The sequence below is a fragment of the Mucisphaera sp. genome, from assembly GCF_965279675.1.
Classification (GTDB): domain Bacteria; phylum Planctomycetota; class Phycisphaerae; order Phycisphaerales; family Phycisphaeraceae; genus Mucisphaera.
The window spans coordinates 1,211,919-1,234,141 of record NZ_CBDIIJ010000002.1; the positions used below are offsets into that span (position 1 = coordinate 1,211,919).

A 22,223-nucleotide genomic window follows, 5' to 3' on the forward strand; every position below is an offset into this window, starting at 1 on the left:
TGGTGGCGTTCCTCTCGGGTTAGCCGCGTCTGCGGGCGATGGTGGCGCGTTGGGCGAGGCAGTGTCTTAGGACGGGTAGCAGGGGTTGATGGGTTTCGAGGATGAGGTGGTCGAAGCCGAAGCCGGCTGCACGGTGGGTGATCTCGGTGAGGTGTTGTTCGAAGGCCTCGCGGTAGGCGCGGGCAATCGCGCTGGGTTCGATCGGGAGTCGGCCTTCGCCTTCGAGTCCGGCGAAGTTGGCGCCGCGATCGAAGCTGAAGGCGCGTTCGGCGGGGTCGATGAGTTGGACGAGGAGGGTGTCGTGTCCGGCGAAGCGGAGTCGGGCGAGGGCTTTCTGGATCTGGTCGGGGTCGTCGAAGAGGTCGGAGAGGATGACGACGATGGACTTGCGGGTGAGCCGGGCGTCGAGGCGGAGGATGGCGTCGGTGAGGTCGGAGGTGGGGTTGGCTTGGGTATCGGGGGCTTTGTCCTCGGGTGAGGGGATGGGCTCGGGTTTGGTTTGGTTGAGTTGTTCGGTGGTTCTGCGCCACTGCCCGCGGGCGCTGGAGAGGGGGAGTTCAACGGGCTGGGTGCCGCCGAAGATCTGGACGCCGGCGCGGTCGTGCTGGCTGGTGGCGAGGAGGGTGATGGCGGCGGCGAGGGTGGTGGCTGCGTCGAACTTGGTCCAGGGGGCTTTGTCGGAGCGGTAGCTCATGGAGCCGGAGGCGTCGACGAGGAGCATGACGTCGGCGTTGGTTTCCTGGTGGTGTCGTTTGAGGTAGAGGCGGTCGGTTTTGCCGTAGGCCTTCCAGTCGAGGTGTCGGAGGTCGTCGCCTGGGGTGTAGGGTCGGTGTTCGGCGAATTCGAGGCTGAGTCCGCGGAGGGGCGACTGGTGGATGCCGACGGAGAGGCCTTCGATGAGTCGTCGGGCGCGGAGTTCGAGGGAGGTGAGGGCGGCGAGTTCCTCGGCGGAGGGGCCGTAGTCCTGGGCGCGGGGGTTTCGGGTTGGCGAGGTGGGTGCGGTCTGACTCATGCGCATCCGTTCGCGGGGTGGGGGTGTGGGCTAGGGGTTTAGTTGTTGCGGAGCATGGCGGCGGGCTCGGTCTGGCTGTTGGTGTCGGGGGTGGCTTCGAGGAGTCGGTCGACAAGGTCGTCGGGCAGGACGCGGTCGGCTTCGGCCTGGAAATTGAGGTGCATGCGGTGTCGGAGGACGGGGTGGGCGACGGCTTCGATGTCGGGGATGCCGGCGGCGGTGCGGCCGTCGAGGAGGGCGGCGGCCTTGGCGGCGAGGATGAGGTTCTGGGTGGCGCGGGGTCCTGCGCCCCAGGCGAGGTAGTCGCGGATGAACTCGTGGCGGTCGTCGGCTTCGCCACGTTTGGGTCGTCGGGTGGCGCGGGTGAGTCGGAGGGCGTAGTCGATGACGTGGTCGGCGACGGGTACGGCTCGGACCCAGTCCTGGAGTTGCTGGATCTGTTCGGCGTTGATGACGGGCTGGATGGGATCGGTGGTGCCGGAGGTGGTTCGTCGGATGATCTCGGCTTCTTCGTCGTGGGAGGGGTAGTCGACGCGGATCATGGCCATGAAGCGGTCGAGCTGGGCTTCGGGGAGGGGGTAGGTGCCTTCCTGTTCGATGGGGTTCTGGGTGGCGAGGACGAAGAAGGGTTCGAGGAGGTTGTGAACGACCCCGCCGGTGGTGACGTGTCGTTCCTGCATGGCTTCGAGGAGAGCGGCCTGGGTTTTGGGTGGGGTTCGGTTGATCTCGTCGGCGAGGATGATGTTGGCGAAGAGGGGGCCTTTGACGAAGCGGATTTCGCGGCGGCCGGTGTCGCGGTTTTCCTCGATGACCTCGGTGCCGGTGATGTCGGAGGGCATGAGGTCGGGGGTGAACTGGATGCGGTTGAACTCGAGGCCGAGGGCTTTGGCGACGGTGGAGACGAGGAGGGTTTTGGCGAGGCCGGGGACACCTATGAGCAGGGCATGTCCGCGGCAGAGGAGGGCGATGAGGACCTGGTTGACGACGTCGTCCTGGCCGACGATGGCTTTGGCGATTTCGTTACGGAGGTTTTTGAGTCGGGTGTCGACGGTTTGGCGGACGTCGTCGGCGTTGAGGTTGTGGGTGCTGGGGTTTCCCGATCCTTGAGCGTCGTTCATGCTGGTGCTTTCTATGCGTGGGAGCGGGCCTGGATGAGTATACGTGTGGGGTGGCCTAGACTGGGGTTATGCCGGAACTGCCGGAGGTAGAAACCATACGACGGGGTTTGGCGGCCGAGGCGGTCGGTCGGCGGGTGCTCTCCGTGGCGGTGCGACGGGCAGATTTTGTACGCACGGGAGCGGGGCGGCGTTCGGCGGAGGTGGTGCCGGAGGATGGGGCGTTGCTGGTGGGGGATGTGGTGGACCGGGTGGAGCGGCGGGGCAAGCAGATGGCGGTGGTGGGTCGGAAGGGGGGTGTGGTGAATGTGCACCTGGGGATGTCGGGATCGGTGGCGGCGGGGCCTTCGGGTCTGTTGGAGGTTGGGGTACACACGCATGTGCGGTGGGAGTTGGCGGGGGGTCGGGCGGTTTCGGTGACGGACCCGCGTCGGTTTGGGGGGGTGTGGGTGTATCCCTCGATGGCTGCGTTGGAGGCGGAGCGGTGGTCGTCGCTGGGCCCGGATGCGTTGGAGGTCGAGGCGAGGGAGTTGCTGGCAGGGTTTTCGGGGTCGCGGCGGGCGGTGAAGGCTGCCTTGCTGGATCAGCGTGTGGTGGCTGGTGTGGGGAATATCTATGCGGACGAGTCGCTGCATCGGGCGGGGATTTCGCCGGTGGCGGAGGCGGGGGTATTGAACATCGATCAGGTTAAGCGGCTGGTTCGTTCGCTTCGTCGGGTGCTGCGTGAGGCGGTGTCGGCGGGGGGCTCGTCGCTGCGGGATCATGTGATGCTGAACGGGGAGGCGGGTGCGTTCCAACATGCTCACCGGGTGTATGGGCGGTCGGGTGAGGCGTGCCTCAAGTGTCGGGGGGAGCTGGCTTCGGGGCTGGTGGCTCAGCGGACGACGGTTTGGTGTCCGGTGTGTCAGCCACTCTGTAGGAACAACTAGGTAATAAGAAATATGTCTTCTTACCTCGTTGTTAGCGTTGGCGATATGTGTTGTTGCTGGCCTATGGCACGCGTAAGTGTGATTCACATAGTTACTTAGAGACCGATCGGCCGTGTGGATAAGCTGTCGCGGAAGTCGGGGTGGCGCGCGGATGGCGCTGGTTCATGGGGTTGAGCGCGGTTTGGATGGGGTGTCGAGCGTGGCGGAGCGCGGTTCGGCGGGGTTTGGTGTCGGCGAGGCGTTCAGGCAGGCGGCGCTTTATCCACAGGTTGTGAGGGGGTGTGGATAAGTGTGGATGGCGGTGTGCGGGCGTGAGAGGCGTGCCAACCGGGGTCGCGTCGCGACCCGGCTCATAGCCAGCTGTTGTTTTGTGGTCCTCGGGACGACCTGTGGTCGGATAACGTCGCGTCACTCGGAGGGGGTCAGGTGAGTCGTTCTTTGAGGACGTCGAGTTCGCGGGCGAAGCGGTCGTCGGTCTGGGTGCGCTCTTCGACGGTTTTGATGGAGTGCATGACGGTGGTGTGGTCGCGGCCGCCGAAGTGCCCGCCTATTTCTTCGAGGCTGTAGCGGGTCTTGGACCGTGCGAGGAACATGCAGATCTGTCGGGGTTCGGTGACGGACTTGTGGCGTCGTCGTGACTGGAGGTCGGAGAGTTTGACGTTGTAGTAGCCGGTGACGACGTTGATGATCTGCTGGAGGATGTCGTGGTTGGATTTGGGCTCGTTGAGGTTTTCGCCGAGGAGTTCGGCGGCGAGTTCGAGGTCGATGTCGCGGTTGCCGAGGGCGGCGTGGGCGAGGAGGGTGGTGATGGCGCCTTCGAGCTCGCGGGCGTTGGAGTCGATTTTGGTGGCCATGTAGTTGATGACGTTTTCGGGGACGTGGACGCCACGGAGTTTGGCTTTGGCCTGGAGGATGGCGACGCGGGTCTCGAAGTGGGGTTTGGTGACGTTGGCGACGAGTCCCCACTGGAAGCGGCTGAGGAGTCGTTCTTCGAGGTTGGGGATTTCGGAGGGTGCGGCGTCGGAGCTGAGGACGATCTGCTTGTTGGCCTGGTAGAGCTCGTTGAAGGTGTGGAAGAACTCTTCCTGGGAGCGTTCGCGGTTGGAGAGGAAGTGGATGTCGTCGATGACGACCATGTCGGCGTAGCGGTATCGGTGTCGGAACTGGAGCATCTGCCCGCGTTGGACGGACTGGATGAACTGGGTCATGAAGGATTCGCAGGAGACGTAGACGATGCGTGTTTCGGGGTTGCGTGTGAGGATGGCCTGGCAGATGCCCTGGAGGAGGTGGGTTTTGCCGAGGCCGACGCCGCCATGGATGAAGAGGGGGTTGTAAGCTTCGCCGGGCTGGTTGGCGACGGCGACGGAGGCGGCGTAGGCGAGCTGATTGTTGGGTCCGGTGATGAAGTTGGAGAAGGTGTAGTCGGGGCTGAGGACGACATCGTCTTCGAGTTCGAAGGCTTTGCCTTCTTCGCCGAGCTTCTGGGCGTCGCCTGAGACGCTGAAGGCTTTGGGTTGTTCCATCGGATCGGTGAGGTTGATCTCGATGGCTGGGGCGGGCTGGGGTGTGACTTGGGGCTGGTTGCGGGGCGGGGGTTCGTGGAGGGGTTCATCGGGGACGCGATGGTTAGGCGCGGGGGTCGGCTGTTTGGTTGTGTGGCTGGTGCCGTTGGTGGTGGTGGCGTTTTGCCTGATTGGGGAGGTTGTGTCGGCGGGTTTGGTGGCGGTGTTGCCGTGTTCGAAGCGGACGACGACGAGTTTACCGGTGACTTCCTGGGCGGCCTCGTTGAAGGGGTCGAGGCAGCGTTTCTGGAGGTAGTTCTGCTGGATGGGGCTGGAGGTTTTCACCCGTAGGAGGCCGTTGTCGAGCACGATGGGTTCGAGCTCGTCGAACCACTGTCGGCAGATGGAGGCGTGCTGACGGCGTAGGTGGGCCATCATGTCACGCCAGAGCTTGTCGTCGAGCCTGGGCATGGCTGGCGTTTTTCCCTGTCCTCGTCGGCGTGGGAGCCGATGCGTTTGGGTTCTTCTTCGTCTCGTGTCGGACTGTTCTCGAACGCTCCAAGCTAAGCAGGGGCGGGTGGAAATGCAACGACTTGTGGGATGGTTCGTGGCTGCGGGCTCGTGAAAGCCGATACTAGTGATCATGAACGAGACACGGCTTCTGATCTTCGATGATGACCGGGGTTCGTTTGGGCCTTTGCGGCATCGTCGTGCGGTGTTCGCTACGCGTACTGGTGCGTTGGAGGTGCGTCAGCGGATTGAGCGGGTGCTGAAGCGTCCGGTGGACGCGCTCTGGATGCCGGCGCGGTATCAGGCGGTGGCGGCGCCGCGTTACCCGGCTCCGGTGAACGCGGGTCTGGATGCGGGGGACTGGCTGATCGTGAATGGTCGCTGGAACGGTGTTCGTCATGTGGAGGAGGTGGCGTCGCTGGAGCCTGGTCAGGTGCTGGTGGAGCCGGATGGTCAGGTGGTGGCGGCGCATGTGACTTGGATTGATGCGGGGAAGATTCTGGAGACCCGTGATCCTCACAACGGGGTGGAGACGGTGCACACGGATCAGGACATGCTCATGGAGCGTCCCTGGGACGTGTTTGGGGATCTGCGGGCGGCGATGCTTTACGACCTGGGTGTGCTGGAGATGTCGACGTTCGATGAGGGGACGATCGGTTCGCGGTGTCCGGGTGTGGCGGTGGTGGGGACACATGGTGTTAAGTTGGGTCAGGGGGCTCGTGTGGGGATGCACACGGTGATCGATACGACGGGTGGTCCCGTGGTGATTGATGATGGGGCGGTGGTGGGTCCGTTGTGTTCGTTGGAGGGGCCTTTGTATGTGGGTCGGCACACGGTGATCGGTGCGCAGGCGTGCTTGCGGCCGAACACGTCGGTCGGTCCGTTCTGTCGGGTGGCGGGCGAGGTATCGAACTCGGTGATTCAGGCGTGGACGAACAAGGCGCACTACGGGTATCTGGGTCACAGCCTGGTGGGTCAGTGGTGCAATCTGGGGGCGGGGACGACGGTGTCGAATCTGAAGAACACGTACACGCCGGTGCGGATGCAGCTGGAGCCGGATACGCCTGCGGAGGAGACGGGGCAGGCGTTTCTGGGTCCGGTGCTGGGTGATTTTGTGCGGACGGCGATCGGGACGAAGCTGCTGACGGGATCGTGCATCAGTACGGGATGCATGCTGGCGGTGTCGGGGTTTGCGCCGAAGTACGCGGCGCCTTTTGGTTTCTATACGGACGCGGGTCGGCAGACGTATGCGTTCGAGAAGTTTCTGGATACGGCGGGGACGGTGATGGCGCGTCGCGACAGCCCGTTGTTTGAGGAAGAGGTGGCGTTGCTGCGGTCGTTGGCTGGGGCTTAGTGGCGTCTTTTGGTGGCTTTGGTTTTTCGGTGGAGCCAGAGTCGGTCGTCGGTGCGGTAGGTGAGCAGGAGGGCGCCGGTGGCGGCGAAGCGTTCGAAGCAGGCTTCGGCGATGGGTTCTTCGCCTGGCCAGGGGTAGACGTAGATGATGTCGAAGTCGTCGATGTCGAGTCCGAGTTCGTCGTAGCCATCGGGGCGATCGGTTTCGAGCCAGGACATGTCGTCGATGGCGTCGGTGAGTTGTTCGGCGTCGGGGGGGAGGTAGGAGCCGCGGGCGAAGGTGGCGTGGATGTGGTGGTCGTCGATGAGGGCTTCGGCCTGGTCGACGAGGTCGTGTTCGACCTCGACGCCGTGGGCTTCGTAGCCGAGCAGTGAGGCGAGGGCGGTGACGACGCCGAAGCCGGATCCCCATTCGAGGAAGCGGTTGCCGGAGGCGAGTCCGTGGGCTTCGATGCTGGCGAGGGCCTGATAGACGAGGGGGTAGTCGGCGGGGACGAAGCCGGGGATGGGGTTGTCGCGGCGGTCGTGGATCCAGCGGGGGATGCGGTGGTCGAGGGCGTCTTCGATGAGTTCGGCGGCGCGGTCGGAGAGGTCGGGGTCGGCGAGGGGGAGGTCGAGGTGTTGGAGGGGCATGGTCAGGCCGATTGTGCTTGTGTGGTCTGGGAGGCCCGGTTGGGGACGGCTTTGCGGAAGGTGAGGAGGGTGAGGGTGATGAGGCTGATCCAGCTGATGATGAGCCAGAGGCCGGGTTCGTGGTGGTGGTGGGTTTGTGGGCCGGTCCAGCCGGCGGCGTTGAGTGCCAGGTCGGTGATGAGGCCGGCGGCGATGGCGACGATGATGATGGCCCCGAGGTAGGCGGCGGTGGAGGCGGTGCCGAGTTCTTTGCGGATGAGGGCGACGGTGCCGGCGTTGGTGGCGGGTCCGGCGAGCAGGAAGACGAGGACGGTGCCGGGGGAGATGCCGGCGACGAGGAGGGAGGCGGCGACGGGGGTGGAGGCGGTGGCGCAGATGTACATGGGGATGCCGAGGGCGACCATCGCGAGCATGGCGGGGACGCCTGAGCCAAAGGAGGCGAGGGTGGAGGGGGGGACGAAGGTGACGACGGCGGCGGCGGCGAGGAGGCCGATGGCGAGCCAGATGGCCATGTCGTCGAGGAGTCGGGTCCATGCGTAGACCTGGCCATCCCAGGCGCGGCGGAGGCGTGAGGCGTTGGGGGTTGGGGATTCGGTGCTGCAGCAGTCGGAGGCTGTTTCCGTGGGGGCGGGCTGGAGGTTGGGGGGAGGCGTGTTGACGACGTTGAGGGAGAGGGATTTGGGTTCGGTGCTGCAGCAGGAGCCGGGTTCGGGTTGGTTGGTCGAGCAGCAGGATGAGGTCGTGGGCGGGTTTGGTTTTGAGGTGGTTGGGTTGTTTCTGGGCTGGTCGGGGTCGATGAGTTCGGCGGCGACCCCGCCTGCGATGGCGGTGATGACGGAGGCGATGGGTCGAGCGATGGTGAGGAGGGGGCCGAGCATGGCGTAGGAGACGGCGAGGGAGTCGACGCCTGTTTGCGGGGTGGCGACGAGGAAGGAGACGGTGGCTCCTTTGGAGGCGCCTTCGCGTCGGAGACCAAGAGCGGCGGGGATGACGCCACAGGAGCAGAGGGGCAGGGGGACGCCGATGAGGGAGCCGCGGACGATGGAGCCGATGCCGGGTTTGCCGACGAAGCGGGCGAGGGCCCCGGCGGGGAGGAGTCCTTTGAGGAGTCCGGCGGCGATGAGGCCGACGGCGAGCCAGGGGGCGGCTTCGAGGGAGAGGTCGAGAAGGTTCTGGAGGAAGGTGGTGAGGAGGTCCATGCGGTTATCTTTGCGACTCAGTCTCAGAAATCTAGCAGCGGAGACTCGTTTGAGGCGGGGCTTTCAAAAGACCGATTGATCGTCTATGCTGTCCTGCCGCATGCTGTAAGCCGATGGCTTCATCAGCGATGTGCCTTCATTGTGCTTAGATGCTTCCTGTTGGGAGCGATGTAAGAGGGAACCAGGCGATGAGCAAGCTCGATTCTACGCTGAGGCTGTCCGAAGATTTTCCGCCGGTTGATGAGGCGGCCTGGCGTGCGTTGGTGGAGAAGGATCTCAAGGGGGCGCCGTTTGAGAAGAAACTGGTGACGCATACGTACGAGGGGATCGACCTCAAGCCGGTGTACAGCCCTTCGGACTGGGATGCTTCGGCGGGGACGACGGGGCTGCCGGGCTTGTATCCGTTTACGCGTGGGTCTTCGACGCTGGGTGCTTCGGCGTGCGGGTGGGACATTCGTCAGCAGCATGAACATCCGGACCTTGAGGTGGCGAATGGTTTGATTCTTGAGGACCTGGAGCGTGGGGTGACGTCGCTTCAGTTGCGGTTGGATGTGGCGGGTCGTCGGGGTCAGTCGCCTGGTGCGGTGACGGAGACGGACTGGCTGGGTCGTGATGGGTTGATGGTTTATTCGCTGGGGGATCTGGAGGCGTTGTTGGCGGGGGTGCACGCGGAGATGATCGGGATTGCGTTGGAGGCGGGCGCGGCGTTTTTGCCGGCGTCGGCACTGCTTGCGGCGTATTGGGAGACGAAGGGTGTGGACCCGAAGCGGGCTCGGGGTGCGTTTAATGCGGACCCGCTGGCAGTGTTGGCGCGTGATGGTGAGTTGCCGACGTCGCTGGAGAACAGTCTGGGTCAGCTGGCTGATCTGGCGGTGTGGACGGATGGTCGGTATCGGGCGGTTCGTTCGGTGCGTGTGGGGTCGGCTCCGTATCACCATGCGGGCGCGACGGCGGCGCAGGATCTTGGGCTTTCGATGGCGACGGCTGTTGCTTATCTGCGGGTGTTGACCGATGCGGGTCTGGGTGTGGATGCGGCGGCTAAGCAGCTGCTGTTCAGCTACGGGTTGGGGACGAACTTCTTCCTGGCGATGTCGAAACTGCGTGCGGCCCGGCGGTTGTGGGCCCGCGTGCTCGAGGCGGCCGGCGGCGACACCTCTCCCGCCGCTGGCACCTCGATGATGGTGCATGCGAGGACCTCGAAGCGTGTGCTGACGCAGCGTGATCCGTGGGTGAACATGCTGCGGAACACGGCGACGACGTTCGCGGCGGCGTGTGCGGGTGCACAGATCATCACGACGGAGCCGTTTGATGCGGCTTTGGGCGCAAGTGAGGATTTTGGTCGCAGGATCGCGCGGAACACGCAGGTGATTCTGGCGGAGGAATCGCATCTCGGGAAGGTGGTTGATCCGGCGGGCGGGTCGTGGTTTGTGGAGTCGATGACGGACGAGCTGGCCGAGAAGGGCTGGGCGTTCTTCCAGGCGATTGAGGGCGAGGGCGGGATGGAGAAGGCGCTGACTTCCGGTTGGGTTCAGGACCAGATTGATTCGGCGTTTGCGCCGCGTTTGGCGAACATCGCGAAGCGTCGGGATGCGGTGACGGGGGTGAGTGAGTTCCCGAACCTTGGCGAGAAGCCGGTGGAGCTGGAGCCGATTGATTTTGCAAGGCTGCGTCGGGAGTCGGCATCGCGGTCGTCGGGTGTGAACGTGGCGGTGGATGCGTTGGCGGCCTTGGGTGAAGCGGGTCCGAAGCGGTTGGAGGCGGCGGTGTCGCTGGCGAAGACCGGGGCGACGATCGCGCAGTTGTGCGGGCCGATGCTCGAGGGCGAGGCGGCTTCGGTGCGGGCGGTGACGCCTCACCCGTATGCAGCTCCGTTTGAGGAGTTGCGGGATGCGAGTGATCGGTATCTGGCGATGGCGGGTCATCGGCCGCGGGTGTTTCTGGTGAATCTCGGTCCGGTGGCGCATCACACGGCGCGGGCGGCTTACAGCTCGAACTTCTTTGAGGCGGGCGGGTTTGAAGTGAGTGCGTCGTCGCCGATTGGCTGGAAGTCGGATGAGGAGCTGATGCAGGTGGGTGACGAAGCGGTGTCGGCCTTTGTGGGGTCGGGTGCTTCGATCGCGGTGCTGTGTTCTTCGGACAAGCTGTATCCGGCGGCAGTGCCTGCGGTGGCGCAGCGGCTGAAGTCGGCCGGGGCGCGGACGGTGATCCTGGCGGGCGCGCCGGGTGAGATGGAGGGGGATTACCGGAAGGCCGGTGTGGATCGGTTCATTTTTATGAAGTGTGATGTGCTCGGAACGCTGACCGAGCTTCTGAGTGAGGAAGGTGTGTTGTCATGAGTGTTCCGAATTTCAAGGATATTCCTCTGGCTTCGGAGACGGCGCGTGCGGATGCGGCGGCGTGGGGTGAGCAGGCGTCGAAGGAGCTGGGTCGTCCGGTTGAGGATTTTGTGTGGACGACGGCGGAGCAGATTCCGGTGAAGCCGGCTTACACGGTGGCGGATCTGGAGGGGCTTGAGCATCTGCACACGATGCCGGGGTTGCCGCCTTACTTGAGGGGTCCGTACAGCACGATGTACGTGATGCGTCCGTGGACGGTGCGTCAGTACGCGGGCTTTTCGACGGCGGAGGAGAGCAACGCTTTTTACAAGCGGAATCTCCAGGCGGGTCAGAAGGGGTTGTCGATCGCGTTCGATCTGGCGACGCACCGGGGGTATGACTCGGACAACCCGCGAGTGGTGGGTGATGTGGGGATGGCGGGGGTGGCGATTGATTCGATTCGGGATATGCGGAAGCTGTTTGACGGGATCCCGTTGGACAAGATGTCGGTGTCGATGACGATGAATGGTGCGGTGTTGCCGGTGATGGCGTTGTACATCGTGGCGGCGGAAGAGCAGGGCGTGCAGCCGGAGCAGCTGGCGGGGACGATTCAGAATGACATTCTGAAGGAGTTCATGGTTCGGAACACGTACATCTATCCGCCTGAGCCGTCGATGCGTGTGATCGGTGATATTTTTGCGTACACGGCGGAGCGGATGCCACGTTTCAACTCGATCTCGATTTCGGGTTACCACATGCAGGAGGCGGGGGCGACGTGCGACCTGGAGCTGGCGTACACGCTGGCGGACGGGCTTGAGTATCTGCGGACCGGGACGGCTGCCGGTCTGAGCGTGGATGCGTTTGCGCCGCGGCTGAGTTTCTTCTGGGCGATCGGGATGAACTTCTTCATGGAGGTCGCGAAGATGCGTGCGGCGCGGATGCTCTGGGCGAAGCTCGTGAAGCGTTTTGATCCGGCGAATCCGAAGAGCTTGTCGCTACGGACGCACTCGCAGACGTCGGGCTGGTCGCTGACGGCGCAGGATGTTTACAACAACGTGATCCGGACGTGTATCGAGGCGATGGCGGCGACGCAGGGTCATACGCAGAGTCTGCATACGAATGCGCTGGATGAGGCGCTGGCGTTGCCGACCGATTTCTCGGCACGTATTGCGCGGAACACGCAGCTGTTTTTGCAGCAGGAGACGGATACGTGCAAGACGGTCGATCCGTGGGGCGGGAGTTACTACGTCGAGAAGCTGACGCATGAGTTGATGCATCGGGCTTGGTCTCACCTCGTGGAGGTGGATGAGTATGGCGGGATGGCCAAGGCGATCGATGCGGGCATCCCGAAGATGCGCATCGAGGAGGCTTCGGCACGGACGCAGGCCCGGATTGATTCGGGTCAGCAGACGGTGGTTGGCGTGAACAAGTACAAGCTGAGTCGGCCGGAGCAGGTGGACGTCTTGAAGGTGGACAACACGTCGGTGCGTGAGCAGCAGGTGGCTTCGCTGAGGGAGCTGCGTGCGAATCGCAATGACGATGTGTTGAAGGAGAAGCTGGATGCGCTGACGAAGGCGGCGGATGCGAAGGATGGCAATCTGCTGGAGTTGGCCGTGGATGCGGCGAGGGCTCAGGCGACGGTTGGTGAGATCTCGGATGCGCTCGAGAAGGTTTACGGGCGTCATGAGGCGGCGATGCACTCGATTCGGGGTGTGTATGCGAGTGAGGCGGGCGGGAGTGGTGACCATCAGGAGAAGATGGCTTCGATCAAGGCGAAGGTGGAGGCGTTCGAGGCTGAGGAGGGTCGGCGGCCACGGATTCTGATTGCGAAGATGGGCCAGGATGGTCACGATCGCGGGCAGAAGGTGGTGGCGACGGCGTACGCGGACTTTGGTTTTGATGTGGATATAGGCCCGTTGTTCCAGACGCCTGAGGAGACGGCTCGGCAGGCGGCGGAGAACGATGTGCACGTGGTGGCGGTGTCGTCTTTGGCGGCGGGCCACCTGACCTTGGTGCCGGCGCTACGGAAAGCGCTGGCGGACGAGGGCCGCGAGGACATCATGGTGATCGTGGGCGGTGTGATCCCGCCACAGGACTATGGGGCGCTGTACGAGGCGGGTGCTTCGGCTATTTTTGGTCCGGGGACGAACATTCCTGATGCGGCGTTGGAGGTGTTGGAGAAGCTGGAGGCTAGTGGGGAGGGGGTTGGGGCTTAGGAGGGTGTCTCCATGTTGAGGCTTGTTAAGGCCGCTGCTTTGAGTCTTGTGCTGGCTCTCAATGGGTGTCAGTACCTGTGCCTCGGCGAGTATTACTCGGTTCCTTTGCTAATGATTGGAGCTCCTGTCCTTTGGCCACCGCCTGAGGTCGAATGGATACCGGCGCGATTGATTGAGGTTGAGGATTTACCGCGATGTGTTCTAGCAGACGTCCCAGCTGAGTACGGTTTGTCAGATCTTGAACCCGTTGGTGCGTGGCAGTTCGGCAAGATTACGCGTGACCGATTAGATGCCGGTTATTGCGGGGAATGTACGCAGTATTACTGCATCGTCTATGTTGATGATTCCTTTGTTTATGCGGTTGATGTGAGTGACGAGGTCTATGGCTTGAATCGTTTTGCTTTAGACCCAGGTGTTGACGACTTGGTTTAGTGGGTACGGGATCGATTGCAGGATCAGGGTGTGGTTACAGGTTTTCTTGGTGATATGAGCTTTCCAACGCATATCAATCGGCTACCGGTCTGGGGAAGGGTTGATGACGATCTTGGCTCCAAAGATTCACGGTTTAGGTGAATGAGATTGTTCTTTCGCGATAGGTTAAGTGGCAGATGACTGACTTTGAGCACCAGGCGGATTTGGGGGATGGGAAGTCGGCGTTGTCGGTGGACAGGGCGGGAGAGGGTAAGGCTGTGGGGGGTGGGGTGGTTCCGCGTCGTCGGCGGTTGACGGTGCCCGAGATGGCGGAGGGGGTGGTGTCGGGGGATCGGGGGGTGCTTGGGCGGGCGATTACGCTGGCGGAGTCGCATCGATCGGAGCATCAGCGGGAGGCGGAGGCGCTGGTGACGGAGGTGCTGGGTCGGACGGGGAAGGGGCTTCGGGTGGGGATCACGGGGGTGCCGGGGGTGGGCAAGAGCACGTTTATCGAGCGGTTGGGGGTGATGCTTTGTGAGCAGGGGCATCGGGTGGCGGTGCTGGCGGTGGATCCTTCGAGTTCGGTGACGGGGGGATCGATTCTGGGTGACAAGACGCGGATGGCGAAGCTATCGGTGCACGAGCGGGCGTTTATTCGGCCGTCGCCTAGTGCTGGGACGCTTGGCGGGGTGGCGAAGAAGACGCGGGAGACGCTGCTGCTGGTGGAGGCGGCGGGGTACGACGTGGTGCTGGTGGAGACGGTGGGCGTGGGTCAGAGCGAGACGGTGGTGGCGGAGATGACGGATTGTTTTCTGGCGCTGATGCTGCCTGGCGCGGGGGATGAGCTTCAGGGGATCAAGCGGGGTTTGCTTGAGGTGACGGATGTGCTGGCGGTGAACAAGGCGGATGGGGATCGGGTGGTGGCGGCGGAGCGGGCGGCGGGAGATTTACGCAGGGCCATGCATTTTATGCCCCGGAAGGATGGGGGCTGGGAGGTGCCGGTTCTGACGTGCAGTGCGCAGACGGGGGATGGGGTGGCGGCGGTTTGGGCGGAGGTGACGGGGCGGATCGAGGGGCTGCGGGCTTCGGGGGTGCTGACTGAGCGTCGGCGGAAGCAGGCGCTTCGGTGGATGTGGGCGCTGGTGGAGGATCGGCTGATGGTGTCGCTTCGGGAGGACGCGGGGGTGGTGAAGGTGCTGGAGCGGGTGGAGGCTGAGGTCGAGGCGGGGCGGCTGGCGCCGACCGCGGGGGCTCGGGCGGTGTTGGATGGTTTTTTGAAGGTTTGAGAAGCACGACCCTGGAAGGGTCGTGGCACCCGGCGTTGTCAATTGGTTTCTCACACGCGCGGTGTTCTTGTTGCGCTCTATCGGTCTGCGGCTGATGAAATCATGGCACCCGTTGAGCGTTTTGGTTCTGTGGGCACGGGGCGTGCCCACAGCCACCCATGGTTGCTGCGGGTGGTTCCGGCCGTGTCGCGGCCGGGTTAGGTGTGCTGGGTTACTTTTTTCGGTGGGCTTTGACGAGGTCGGGGAGGTGTTTGAGGTTGGCGACTTCGCGGAACCATTGTTTGGCGGGCTGGGCGGGGAAGCCGCCCCAGGTTTCGCCGTCGGGGATGTCGAAGCCGACGACGGCTGCGCCGGCGACGGTGGCTCGGGTGCCGATGGTGATGTGGTCGCGGACGACGACGCCGCCTGCGATGGTGGCACCGTCCTTGATGGTGACGGAGCCGGAGATGCCGCAGTTACCGGCGATGATGACGAGGTTGCCGATGGTGCAGTTGTGGCCGATCTGGCAGAGGTTGTCGATCTTGGTCTGGTTGCCGATGGTGGTGGCGCCGAACTTGCCGCGGTCGATGCAGGTGTTGGCTCCGATTTCGGCCTCGTCGCCGATGATGACGTTGCCGATGTGGGGGATCTTGACGATGCGTGGCTGGCCGTTGTCGTCGGTGTCGGGTCGGTAGCCGAAGCCATCGGTGCCGATGCAGGCGCTGGCGTGGAGGATGGAGCGTTGGCCAACGATGGTTCGTTCGCGGAGGACGACGCCTGCGTGGAGTTCGGTGTGTTCGCCGACCTGGCAGTCGGCGTAGAGGTGGGCGTGGCCGTGGATGATGGCCCCGGCGGCGATCTGGACGCGTGGGCCGATCTGGGTGTAGGGGCCGATGTGGGCTTTGGGGTCGATGGAGGCGGTGGGGTCGACCGTGGCGGTGCGGTGGATGCCGGCGGGCGGGAGGTTTCTGGGGGGCTCGAAGAGGGCGAGCGCTTTGGCCATGGCGAGGTCGGCGTTGGGGACGGTGATGATGGCCTGGTTGTCGCTGGGGTTGATGTTATCGATGCCGTCGGTCAGGAGCAGGGCGGTGGCCTGGGAGGCTGGCCAGCGGTCGGCGAACTTGGCGTCGGTGAGGAAGGTGACGTCGCCTGGCTGGGCCTGCTCGAGGTTGTTGAGGCCGGTGATGCTGAGGTTGTCGGGTCCGCGCAAGGAGCCGGCGAGCTGCTGGCACAGCTCGCCGGTCGTGATGGTGATGGATGTCGTTGTGGCCATGGCTTTGCCGGGTGGGGCTTGGCTTGGGTTGATCGCGACGGCGGGTGCGTCGGAGCCTTAGCGGGCCTGGTAGTTGAGGTTCATCCGGCTGATGACGGCGTCGGTGATGTCGACGTCGTTGCTGGCCCAGATGAGCTTGCGCTGCTGGATCTGGGCGGAGGCCTGCTGGGGTGACTCGAAGCCGTCGGGCAGCTGGCCGTCGCGGAAGAAGACCATGTCGATGCCATTGGCCTCGGAGACGTCTTCGATGGCGTCGATGGCTTCGTTGTAGAGGGTTTTGATGAATCGGGCCTGTTCCATCTGGAGCTTGGCCTGTTCCCACTTGAGCCAGCTTTCGGCTTCGAACTGGGCCTGCTGGATTTCCTGGACGCGGGAGCGGTGGTTTTCGGAGCCGACTTCGTAGAGGTCGAGCTGGTTGCGCATGCCGGCGATGCGTTCCTGGTAGCCCTGGGCTTCTTCACGGAGGGCGGCGCCTTTCTGGGTCATGTTGGCGTCGATGTCGCCTTTCTGTTCGGAGGCGTTGAAGACGCGTTGGATATCGACGACGGCGACGGTGGTGGCCCGCTGGGTCATGCCGGACTGGGCGGTGACGGCGGTGTAGAAGGTGGAGGTGAGGATGGCGGCGGCAGCGGTGAGCATCAGCCAGTGGCGGGTGTTCATGGTTTTTCCTAAGTGTTGATCTGTCCTGCCGGTTGGCGGGATGGGCGTTGTGGGGATCCGTTTACCTGATTCTATACGTGTATCAGGCTGACTGGTTCGGGGCAATGGCTCGAAAGCGGGGGGTTTACTGGAAGGGGAGGGAGATATCGAAGCTGATGAGCTGGTTCTCGTCGGTGTCCTGTTCGAGGATGGGGAAGGCGAAATCGAGGGCGAAGGGGGCGGCCCCGAGGAAGGGGGCTTTGATGCGGAAGCCGAAGCCGACGGAGGCGCGCCAGTCGTCGACGCCGATTTCGTCGAGGAGGGTTCCCTGATCGAGGAAGATGACGCCGGCGAGGAAGTCGTCGATGAGGGGTTTCTGGTACTGGAAGCCGAGTAGCAGGAGGAAGTCGCCACCTATGGGGTCGTCGCCTGGGGTTTCTCCGGGGTCGGCGTTGCCGTTCTGGTTGTTGTCGCGGATGCCTCTGGGCCCGATGCCTCTGAACTGGAAGCCTCGGAGTGTTCGGTGGCCGCCGGCGTAGAAGCGTTCGAAGACGGGCGCCTGGTTTTCCTGGAGGATGTAGGAGGTCTGAAAGCGGAGGCTGAAGATGGAGGTTCGGCCGCGGTAGTCGACATCGACGGGCCAGAATTTGCGGAAGTCGAATTCGGCGACGGTGAAGTCGAAGTCCCCGCCAAGGGCTCCGACCTGCTCGAGGGTGAGGGTGGTGCTGGAGCCGGTGGTGGGGTTGATGGGGTCGTCGGTGGTGTTGCGTCGAACGACGGCGGCGATTCCGGAGACGAAGTTGGATCCTTCGACGGCGAAGACATCGACGGGGGCGTCGTCTTCGACATCGATGATGCGGACGCTTTCGACGCGGGGGCGGATGCGGGCGGACCAGACGTCGCCGAAGCGTTTGCCGACGGCGAAGGTGAGGGCGGCTCGTTGTTCGTCGTTGTCTTCGCGGACGAGGTCGCGGAAGGAGGCGGAGCTGGTGAAGAAGAAGTCGGTATCGAAGAGGGCGGGCTCGCCGAAGGAGATGGCGTATTCGCTGACTTCGGTGCCGGGTTGGAGGGAGAGGAGGAAGTTTTGTCCGGCGCCGCGGAAGGCCTCGGCGCGGGCGAGTTCGCCGAAGGACTCGGGCCAGTCGAGGATGTCGAAGTTTCGCTGGGTGACCCGGACGCCACCGGAGAGTCCGGCGTCGGAGTTGATGCCTGCTCCGAAGAGGATGAAGCCGGTGTTCTGTTCGTTGACGTCGATGACGACGTCGCGGACATCGGGTTCGGGGCCGGGGATGATGGTGACCTGTGGCTGGCCGAAGAGGCCGGACTGCTGGAGTCGCCTTTGTGTCTGTTCGCGGCCGTTGCCGTCGAAGCGTCGGCCGGGGGTCATGCCTCGGACTTCGCGGAGGACGACCTTGGTGCGGGTGAGGTCGTTGCCGCTGACGGAGATTTTGCCGACGGTGACGGGTTCGGCCTCGGAGATGGCGACGAGGATATCGACGACATGTCCGGCCTCGCGGTAGAGGGGTTCGATGGAGACGGCGGTATCGAGGTGGCCGAGGCTTCCGTAGAGGCTGTTGATGGCGTCGATGGAGGCCTGGGCGCGTTCCTGGCTGTAGAAGTCGCCTGGGAGGAGCAGGAGGTATCTGCGGATCTGTTCGTGGGTGAAGAGGGTGGCGCCTTCGACGCGGATGGCGCCGACGCGGTATTGGGGGCCTTCTTCGACGACGAAGGTGACGGCGGCGTCGGTCTGGTCGGGTGAGAGGTCGATGCGCCAGCCGACGCGGGCGTCGAGGTAGCCTCGGCTGCGGTAGTAGGTGCGTACGGCGGCGGCGTCGAGGTCGAGCTGCTCGCGGTTGAGTCGTCCTTTGCGGAAGATGAACAGGGCGGTGTCGGTTTCGATGCCGGGCCTGAGGCTGCGGGCTTCGAAGGCCGTGTTGCCTTCGAACTGGATGGATCGGACGCGGATGCGCGGGCCTTCGCGGACGCGGTAGATCAGGACGCCTTCGTCTGCGAGGAGGGCCTGGTTGACCTCGACATCTGCGGCGAAGAAGCCGGCTTCGCGGTAGAGGCCGAGGATGGCTCTTCGTCCCTGATCGATGAGGAAGGTATCGACGGGGTCGCCGGGTCGGAGTTGGACGGCGTCGTAGAGTTCGGCGTCGGTGAGGGCCTTGTTGCCCACGACGGCGACGTCTGCGATGGCGTCGAGTTCGTCTAGGCTGAAGGTGACGATGGCGCTGCCATCGGGGGCGGGCTGCCAGCGGACGCGGACGGCTCCGAATCGTCCGAGGTGGGTGAGTCTGGCGATGTCGTTTTCGATGGTTTCGGGGTTGTAGGCCCCGCCGACGCGGGATCGGATCTGGTTTCGGACGAGGCTTTCGGGGACTTCGTCGAGGCCCTCGATGCGCAGGTCGGAGATGAGCCTGCCTGCGGGGTTGGGCCCGGCGGTCTGGGCGTGGAGGGAGGTCGTGAGCAGGGTGAGGCACACGATCAGGGGGGTCAGAATCGGGCCCGGGCTCAGCCGCACGCGGGTTTACTCCAGGCTAGCGGGGTAGGAAGGGGTGTCCTGAGACAGGATGGCAGTGTAATGAAGTCGGCGTGATGTGCCGATGCGCGGTCTGTACGAACACTTGCGACGGCGATTTTAGCGTCCTAGACTGGTCTATGACGGGAACACGCTGCGTCCGCCCGAGGTTATGTGCTGTTTGTTCGGCTGTCGTGCCGTTACCCGACCTTGTTCCAATGAAGGAGTCGCCATGACGACGGCTACGGAGGAGGCCACTGTGGCCCATACACGTCCGAGTGACGCTCTCTCCTCGGAGGAGTTGCTGGATACGCTCTGGATGTTGCGTCTGATCCGCCGGTTTGAAGAGCGGACGATGCAGAGCTATATGCAGCAGAAGATCGGGGGGTTCTGCCACATTTACATTGGGCAGGAAGCGGTGGCGACGGGGATCTGTCGGGCGATTCGGCAGGATGATCCGATTGTGGGGGCGTATCGGGATCATGGGTATGCGTTGGCGAAGGGGATGGACCCTAATTACTGCATGGCAGAGATGTTCGGGAAGATCACGGGTTGTGCGAAGGGCAAGGGGGGCTCGATGCACATGTTTGATAAGCCTAATCATATGTATGGCGGGCATGCGATCGTTGGCGGGCAGTGTCCGCTGGGTGTGGGGCTTGGTTTTGCGCTGCAGTATGAGAAGAAGGACGGCCTGGCGGTCTGTTTTCTCGGGGATGGGGCCTTGAATCAGGGGGCGTTTCTGGAGTCGATGAACCTGGCGGCGATCTGGAATCTGCCGGTGATGTTCGTTCTGGAGAACAACCAGTATTCGATGGGGACGCACATCGCTCGGGGTACGGCGATGGCCGACGACCTCGCGGCGAAGGCCGAGGCCTTCGGGATGCGGTACGCGGAGTGCAACGGGCACGATGTGCTGGACGTCTACGACGTGTTTGCCCGGGAGGCCGAGAAGACCCGCGGGGCTCAGAACCCGCAGTGGGAGCGTGGGACGATCCCGACGTATTCGCGAGATGGCTCGACACCCGGGCCGGTGTTCGTGAACGCCAAGACGTACCGGTATCAGGGCCATTCGATGTCGGACCCGCAGAAGTACCGGAGCAAGGACGAGGTGACGGAGGTGCAGGAGCGGGACTGCATCGCGTCGCTGGAGCGTCACCTGCTGGATCGGGATATGGCGACGCAGGAGCAGTTTGACGAGATCGATGCTCGTGCGAAGAAGGCCGCGACGGATGCGGTGAAGTACGCTGAGGAATCCGAGCCGATGGGCGAGGACGAGCTGTACACCGATGTTTATGCGAATCCTTACGGTCCTTACGGCCACGGTCGGACGGTGAAGCTGCTTGAGGATGCCCAAGGCGACGACTAGGCTGGCTGGTCTCGATCACACTCAAAGGATGAGCCTGATGCGTCTTTCTGCTTGGTTGTTGCTGGTGGTCTTTGTGGCTGGTGGCTGTCGTTATGCCCAGGATGTCGAGATCGAAGGTGAGTCCTTCTTTATCTACGGGGACATGACGGCTGAGCAGGAGCAGCAGGTGCGTGCGGTGATCGCGGCGCGTGGCGGGGTGGTTTCGGATCGTCTGGACGCGAACACGGCCGTGGCGATACGGGGCAACGCGCCTCATCTGGCGGCTCCCCTGGAGCGGACCGAGGCGGGGGATCAGGCGATCACGCAGTGGGCGCTGGATGAAACCACTGCGAATCATTACCTGCACCTGGACGACCGGGCGGAGACGCTGGGTGTGCCGACGCTGCCGCCTGACCACTTCCTGCAGATGGCGACGCGGGAAGAGGTGGACTGGAACAAGGTGTGGACGCTGGGCTTTGGCGACTGAGCCGAGTCGGCGTAGACGACACGAGACTGACCGAGACCCTGTTGTAGAGAGAGCCTTTTATGGTCGCGAATGACCGGAAGATTCAGTACCGCGAAGCGCTGCGTGAGGCCATGCAGGAAGAGATGCGTGCGGATGAGCGCATCTTCCTGATGGGTGAAGAAGTGGCGGAGTACAACGGGGCCTACAAGGTGAGTCAGGGGATGGTCGAGGAGTTCGGCCCGCGCCGGATCGTGGACTCGCCGATCTCGGAGACGGGTTTTGCGGGTCTGGGTGTTGGGGCGGCGATGTACGGGCTGCGGCCGATCATCGAGTTCATGAGCTGGTCGTTCTGTCTGGTGGCGGCGGACCAGATCATCAACAACGCGCCGAAGATGCTATACATGTCGGGTGGGCAGTTTGGTTGTCCGGCGGTGTTTCGGGGGAACAACGGGGCGGGCGGGCAGCTGGGGTCGACGCACTCCTGGTCGGTCGAGTCGATGTTTGCGAGCGTGCCGGGCCTGAAGCTGGCGGTGCCGTCGACGCCTCGGGATGCCAAGGGCCTGCTCAAGGCGGGGATTCGGGATCTGGATCCGTTCTTCAATCTGGAGTCGGAGCGGATGCTGGGGATGGGGGCTCGGGGCGACAAGGACTTCTCGCGGTATCTGCATGGCGGGAAGTGGGCGCCGCCTGAGGGGGATGACGACTTTGTGATCGAGCTCGGGGTCGCAGAGGTCAAGAAGGAGGGGGCGGACGTCACGGTGGTGAGTGCGGGGCGACCGGTGCACTTTGCGCTCGAAGCGGCGGAGGTGCTGGAGAAGGAGGGCATCGACGTGGAGGTGGTGGACGTGCGGACCTATCGTCCGCTGGACATCAAGACGATCGCCAAGTCGGTGCGGAAGACGAACTACGCGGTGGTGGTGGACCAGAGCTGGCCGTTTGCATCGGTGGGTGCCGAGGTGGCTGCTCAGATCTATGAGCACTGCTTCGATGATCTGGACAACCAGGTGTTTCGTGTGCACAGCGATGATGTGCCGTCGCCTTACAACCGCGAGATGGAAAACGCGTTTTTGCCGAACACCAAGAAGATCGTGGAGGCGATTCGTGGGGTGACGTATAACCTTTAAATCTTGGTGTGGCCGATGCATAAAGGCGTTTACGATGTTATTATTCCACCAATACCGGAATACTCTCCGTACATTAATACTGTCGGCTTTTTTAACGAAATAGAAGCCTGTGGCCTGCCCGCTTCGGGACTTTATAACCAGAGTATACTTCATAATGCCGGAAGAACACTAAATCGTACCGGCCTGTACGGGCGCCTAGCGCACTTGCGGAAGAGTGTACACCTGGTATTTGTCGGCTACAACCAGGTGAGGTATTTCGCACCCCGTGGAATTTTCTCTGACATTATTCCTTGGTGCCTTGATACTTGGCCTGGCGAGGATCACCTACTTGATCGGCTGTTTTTCAGATATGGTGTGAAACGTGCTGCCTTTGGACAGCGCATGTCTTGCGAGAG

General features: G+C 63.4%; 18 protein-coding genes. 10 read left to right on the forward strand and 8 right to left on the reverse strand.

The features are described 5' to 3' along the window. Positions 1-19: 19 nt before the first annotated feature. Positions 20-1,012: a DUF58 domain-containing protein gene (locus tag ACQZAB_RS05315; RefSeq protein ID WP_428387750.1), complete on the reverse strand. Its 993-nt coding sequence runs from the start codon at positions 1,010-1,012 to the stop codon at positions 20-22. 38 nt (positions 1,013-1,050) lie between these two features. Further along, complete coding sequence (locus ACQZAB_RS05320; RefSeq protein ID WP_428387752.1) at positions 1,051-2,130, reverse strand: AAA family ATPase; 1,080 nt, start codon at positions 2,128-2,130, stop codon at positions 1,051-1,053. A 68-nt stretch (positions 2,131-2,198) separates the two neighbouring features. Between ACQZAB_RS05320 and mutM the strand changes: the two genes are divergently transcribed. Next, positions 2,199-3,056, forward strand: coding sequence for a bifunctional DNA-formamidopyrimidine glycosylase/DNA-(apurinic or apyrimidinic site) lyase (mutM, locus tag ACQZAB_RS05325; protein ID WP_428387754.1), 858 nt, complete (start codon positions 2,199-2,201; stop codon positions 3,054-3,056). Between the two features lie 151 nt (positions 3,057-3,207). Then, entirely contained in the window at positions 3,208-3,345 is a 138-nt protein-coding gene (locus tag ACQZAB_RS05330; protein ID WP_428387756.1) for a hypothetical protein, read from the forward strand. A gap of 133 nt (positions 3,346-3,478) precedes the next feature. On the opposite strand, the gene dnaA is transcribed toward ACQZAB_RS05330, so the two are convergent. Continuing rightward, the gene (gene dnaA / locus ACQZAB_RS05335) at positions 3,479-5,029 is read right to left on the reverse strand and encodes a chromosomal replication initiator protein DnaA (RefSeq protein WP_428387757.1); all 1,551 of its coding nucleotides are present in this window, start codon (positions 5,027-5,029) and stop codon (positions 3,479-3,481) included. 172 nt (positions 5,030-5,201) lie between these two features. Between dnaA and ACQZAB_RS05340 the strand changes: the two genes are divergently transcribed. After that, on the forward strand, positions 5,202-6,422 hold the full coding sequence (locus ACQZAB_RS05340) for a putative sugar nucleotidyl transferase (RefSeq protein ID WP_428387759.1): 1,221 nt from the start codon (positions 5,202-5,204) through the stop codon (positions 6,420-6,422). Here ACQZAB_RS05340 and ACQZAB_RS05345 read toward each other — a convergent pair. Beyond that, on the reverse strand, positions 6,419-7,054 hold the full coding sequence (locus tag ACQZAB_RS05345; protein ID WP_428387761.1) for a class I SAM-dependent methyltransferase: 636 nt from the start codon (positions 7,052-7,054) through the stop codon (positions 6,419-6,421). The genes ACQZAB_RS05340 and ACQZAB_RS05345 overlap by 4 nt on opposite strands. A gap of 2 nt (positions 7,055-7,056) precedes the next feature. After that, a complete protein-coding gene (locus ACQZAB_RS05350) occupies positions 7,057-8,253 on the reverse strand; it encodes an SO_0444 family Cu/Zn efflux transporter (protein WP_428387762.1) in 1,197 nt (398 codons plus the stop codon). 188 nt (positions 8,254-8,441) lie between these two features. Between ACQZAB_RS05350 and ACQZAB_RS05355 the strand changes: the two genes are divergently transcribed. From ACQZAB_RS05355 to meaB, 4 genes are all read left to right on the forward strand, one after another. Beyond that, positions 8,442-10,589, forward strand: coding sequence for a methylmalonyl-CoA mutase family protein (locus ACQZAB_RS05355; protein WP_428387763.1), 2,148 nt, complete (start codon positions 8,442-8,444; stop codon positions 10,587-10,589). Beyond that, positions 10,586-12,784 (forward strand): methylmalonyl-CoA mutase, encoded by a 2,199-nt coding sequence (gene scpA / locus ACQZAB_RS05360; protein ID WP_428387764.1) that lies wholly within the window; start codon positions 10,586-10,588, stop codon positions 12,782-12,784. Before ACQZAB_RS05355 ends, scpA begins: the two co-directional genes overlap by 4 nt. Before the next feature lie 12 nt (positions 12,785-12,796). After that, positions 12,797-13,216 carry a hypothetical protein gene (locus ACQZAB_RS05365; RefSeq protein ID WP_428387765.1) on the forward strand — a complete coding sequence of 140 codons (420 nt, stop codon included), beginning with the start codon at positions 12,797-12,799 and terminating at the stop codon, positions 13,214-13,216. Between the two features lie 176 nt (positions 13,217-13,392). After that, entirely contained in the window at positions 13,393-14,481 is a 1,089-nt protein-coding gene (gene meaB / locus ACQZAB_RS05370) for a methylmalonyl Co-A mutase-associated GTPase MeaB (protein ID WP_428387767.1), read from the forward strand. 211 nt (positions 14,482-14,692) lie between these two features. On the opposite strand, the gene lpxD is transcribed toward meaB, so the two are convergent. The 3 genes from lpxD to bamA all read right to left on the reverse strand — a co-directional run bounded on the left by lpxD (position 14,693) and on the right by bamA (position 18,896). Continuing rightward, on the reverse strand, positions 14,693-15,733 hold the full coding sequence (gene lpxD, locus ACQZAB_RS05375; RefSeq protein ID WP_428387768.1) for a UDP-3-O-(3-hydroxymyristoyl)glucosamine N-acyltransferase: 1,041 nt from the start codon (positions 15,731-15,733) through the stop codon (positions 14,693-14,695). 57 nt (positions 15,734-15,790) lie between these two features. Beyond that, positions 15,791-16,393, reverse strand: a complete 603-nt coding sequence (locus ACQZAB_RS05380) for an OmpH family outer membrane protein (protein WP_428387769.1) — start codon at positions 16,391-16,393, stop codon at positions 15,791-15,793. 124 nt (positions 16,394-16,517) lie between these two features. Then, complete coding sequence (gene bamA, locus ACQZAB_RS05385) at positions 16,518-18,896, reverse strand: outer membrane protein assembly factor BamA (RefSeq protein WP_428387772.1); 2,379 nt, start codon at positions 18,894-18,896, stop codon at positions 16,518-16,520. A gap of 229 nt (positions 18,897-19,125) precedes the next feature. Between bamA and ACQZAB_RS05390 the strand changes: the two genes are divergently transcribed. From ACQZAB_RS05390 to ACQZAB_RS05400, 3 genes are read left to right on the forward strand one after another with little or no spacing between them, the layout of a single operon-like run. Continuing rightward, complete coding sequence (locus ACQZAB_RS05390; protein WP_428387774.1) at positions 19,126-20,259, forward strand: thiamine pyrophosphate-dependent enzyme; 1,134 nt, start codon at positions 19,126-19,128, stop codon at positions 20,257-20,259. 37 nt (positions 20,260-20,296) lie between these two features. Further along, on the forward strand, positions 20,297-20,725 hold the full coding sequence (locus tag ACQZAB_RS05395) for a hypothetical protein (RefSeq protein ID WP_428387776.1): 429 nt from the start codon (positions 20,297-20,299) through the stop codon (positions 20,723-20,725). 59 nt (positions 20,726-20,784) lie between these two features. After that, the gene (locus ACQZAB_RS05400; RefSeq protein ID WP_428387778.1) at positions 20,785-21,828 is read left to right on the forward strand and encodes an alpha-ketoacid dehydrogenase subunit beta; all 1,044 of its coding nucleotides are present in this window, start codon (positions 20,785-20,787) and stop codon (positions 21,826-21,828) included. The last annotated feature ends 395 nt before the right edge of the window (positions 21,829-22,223 follow it).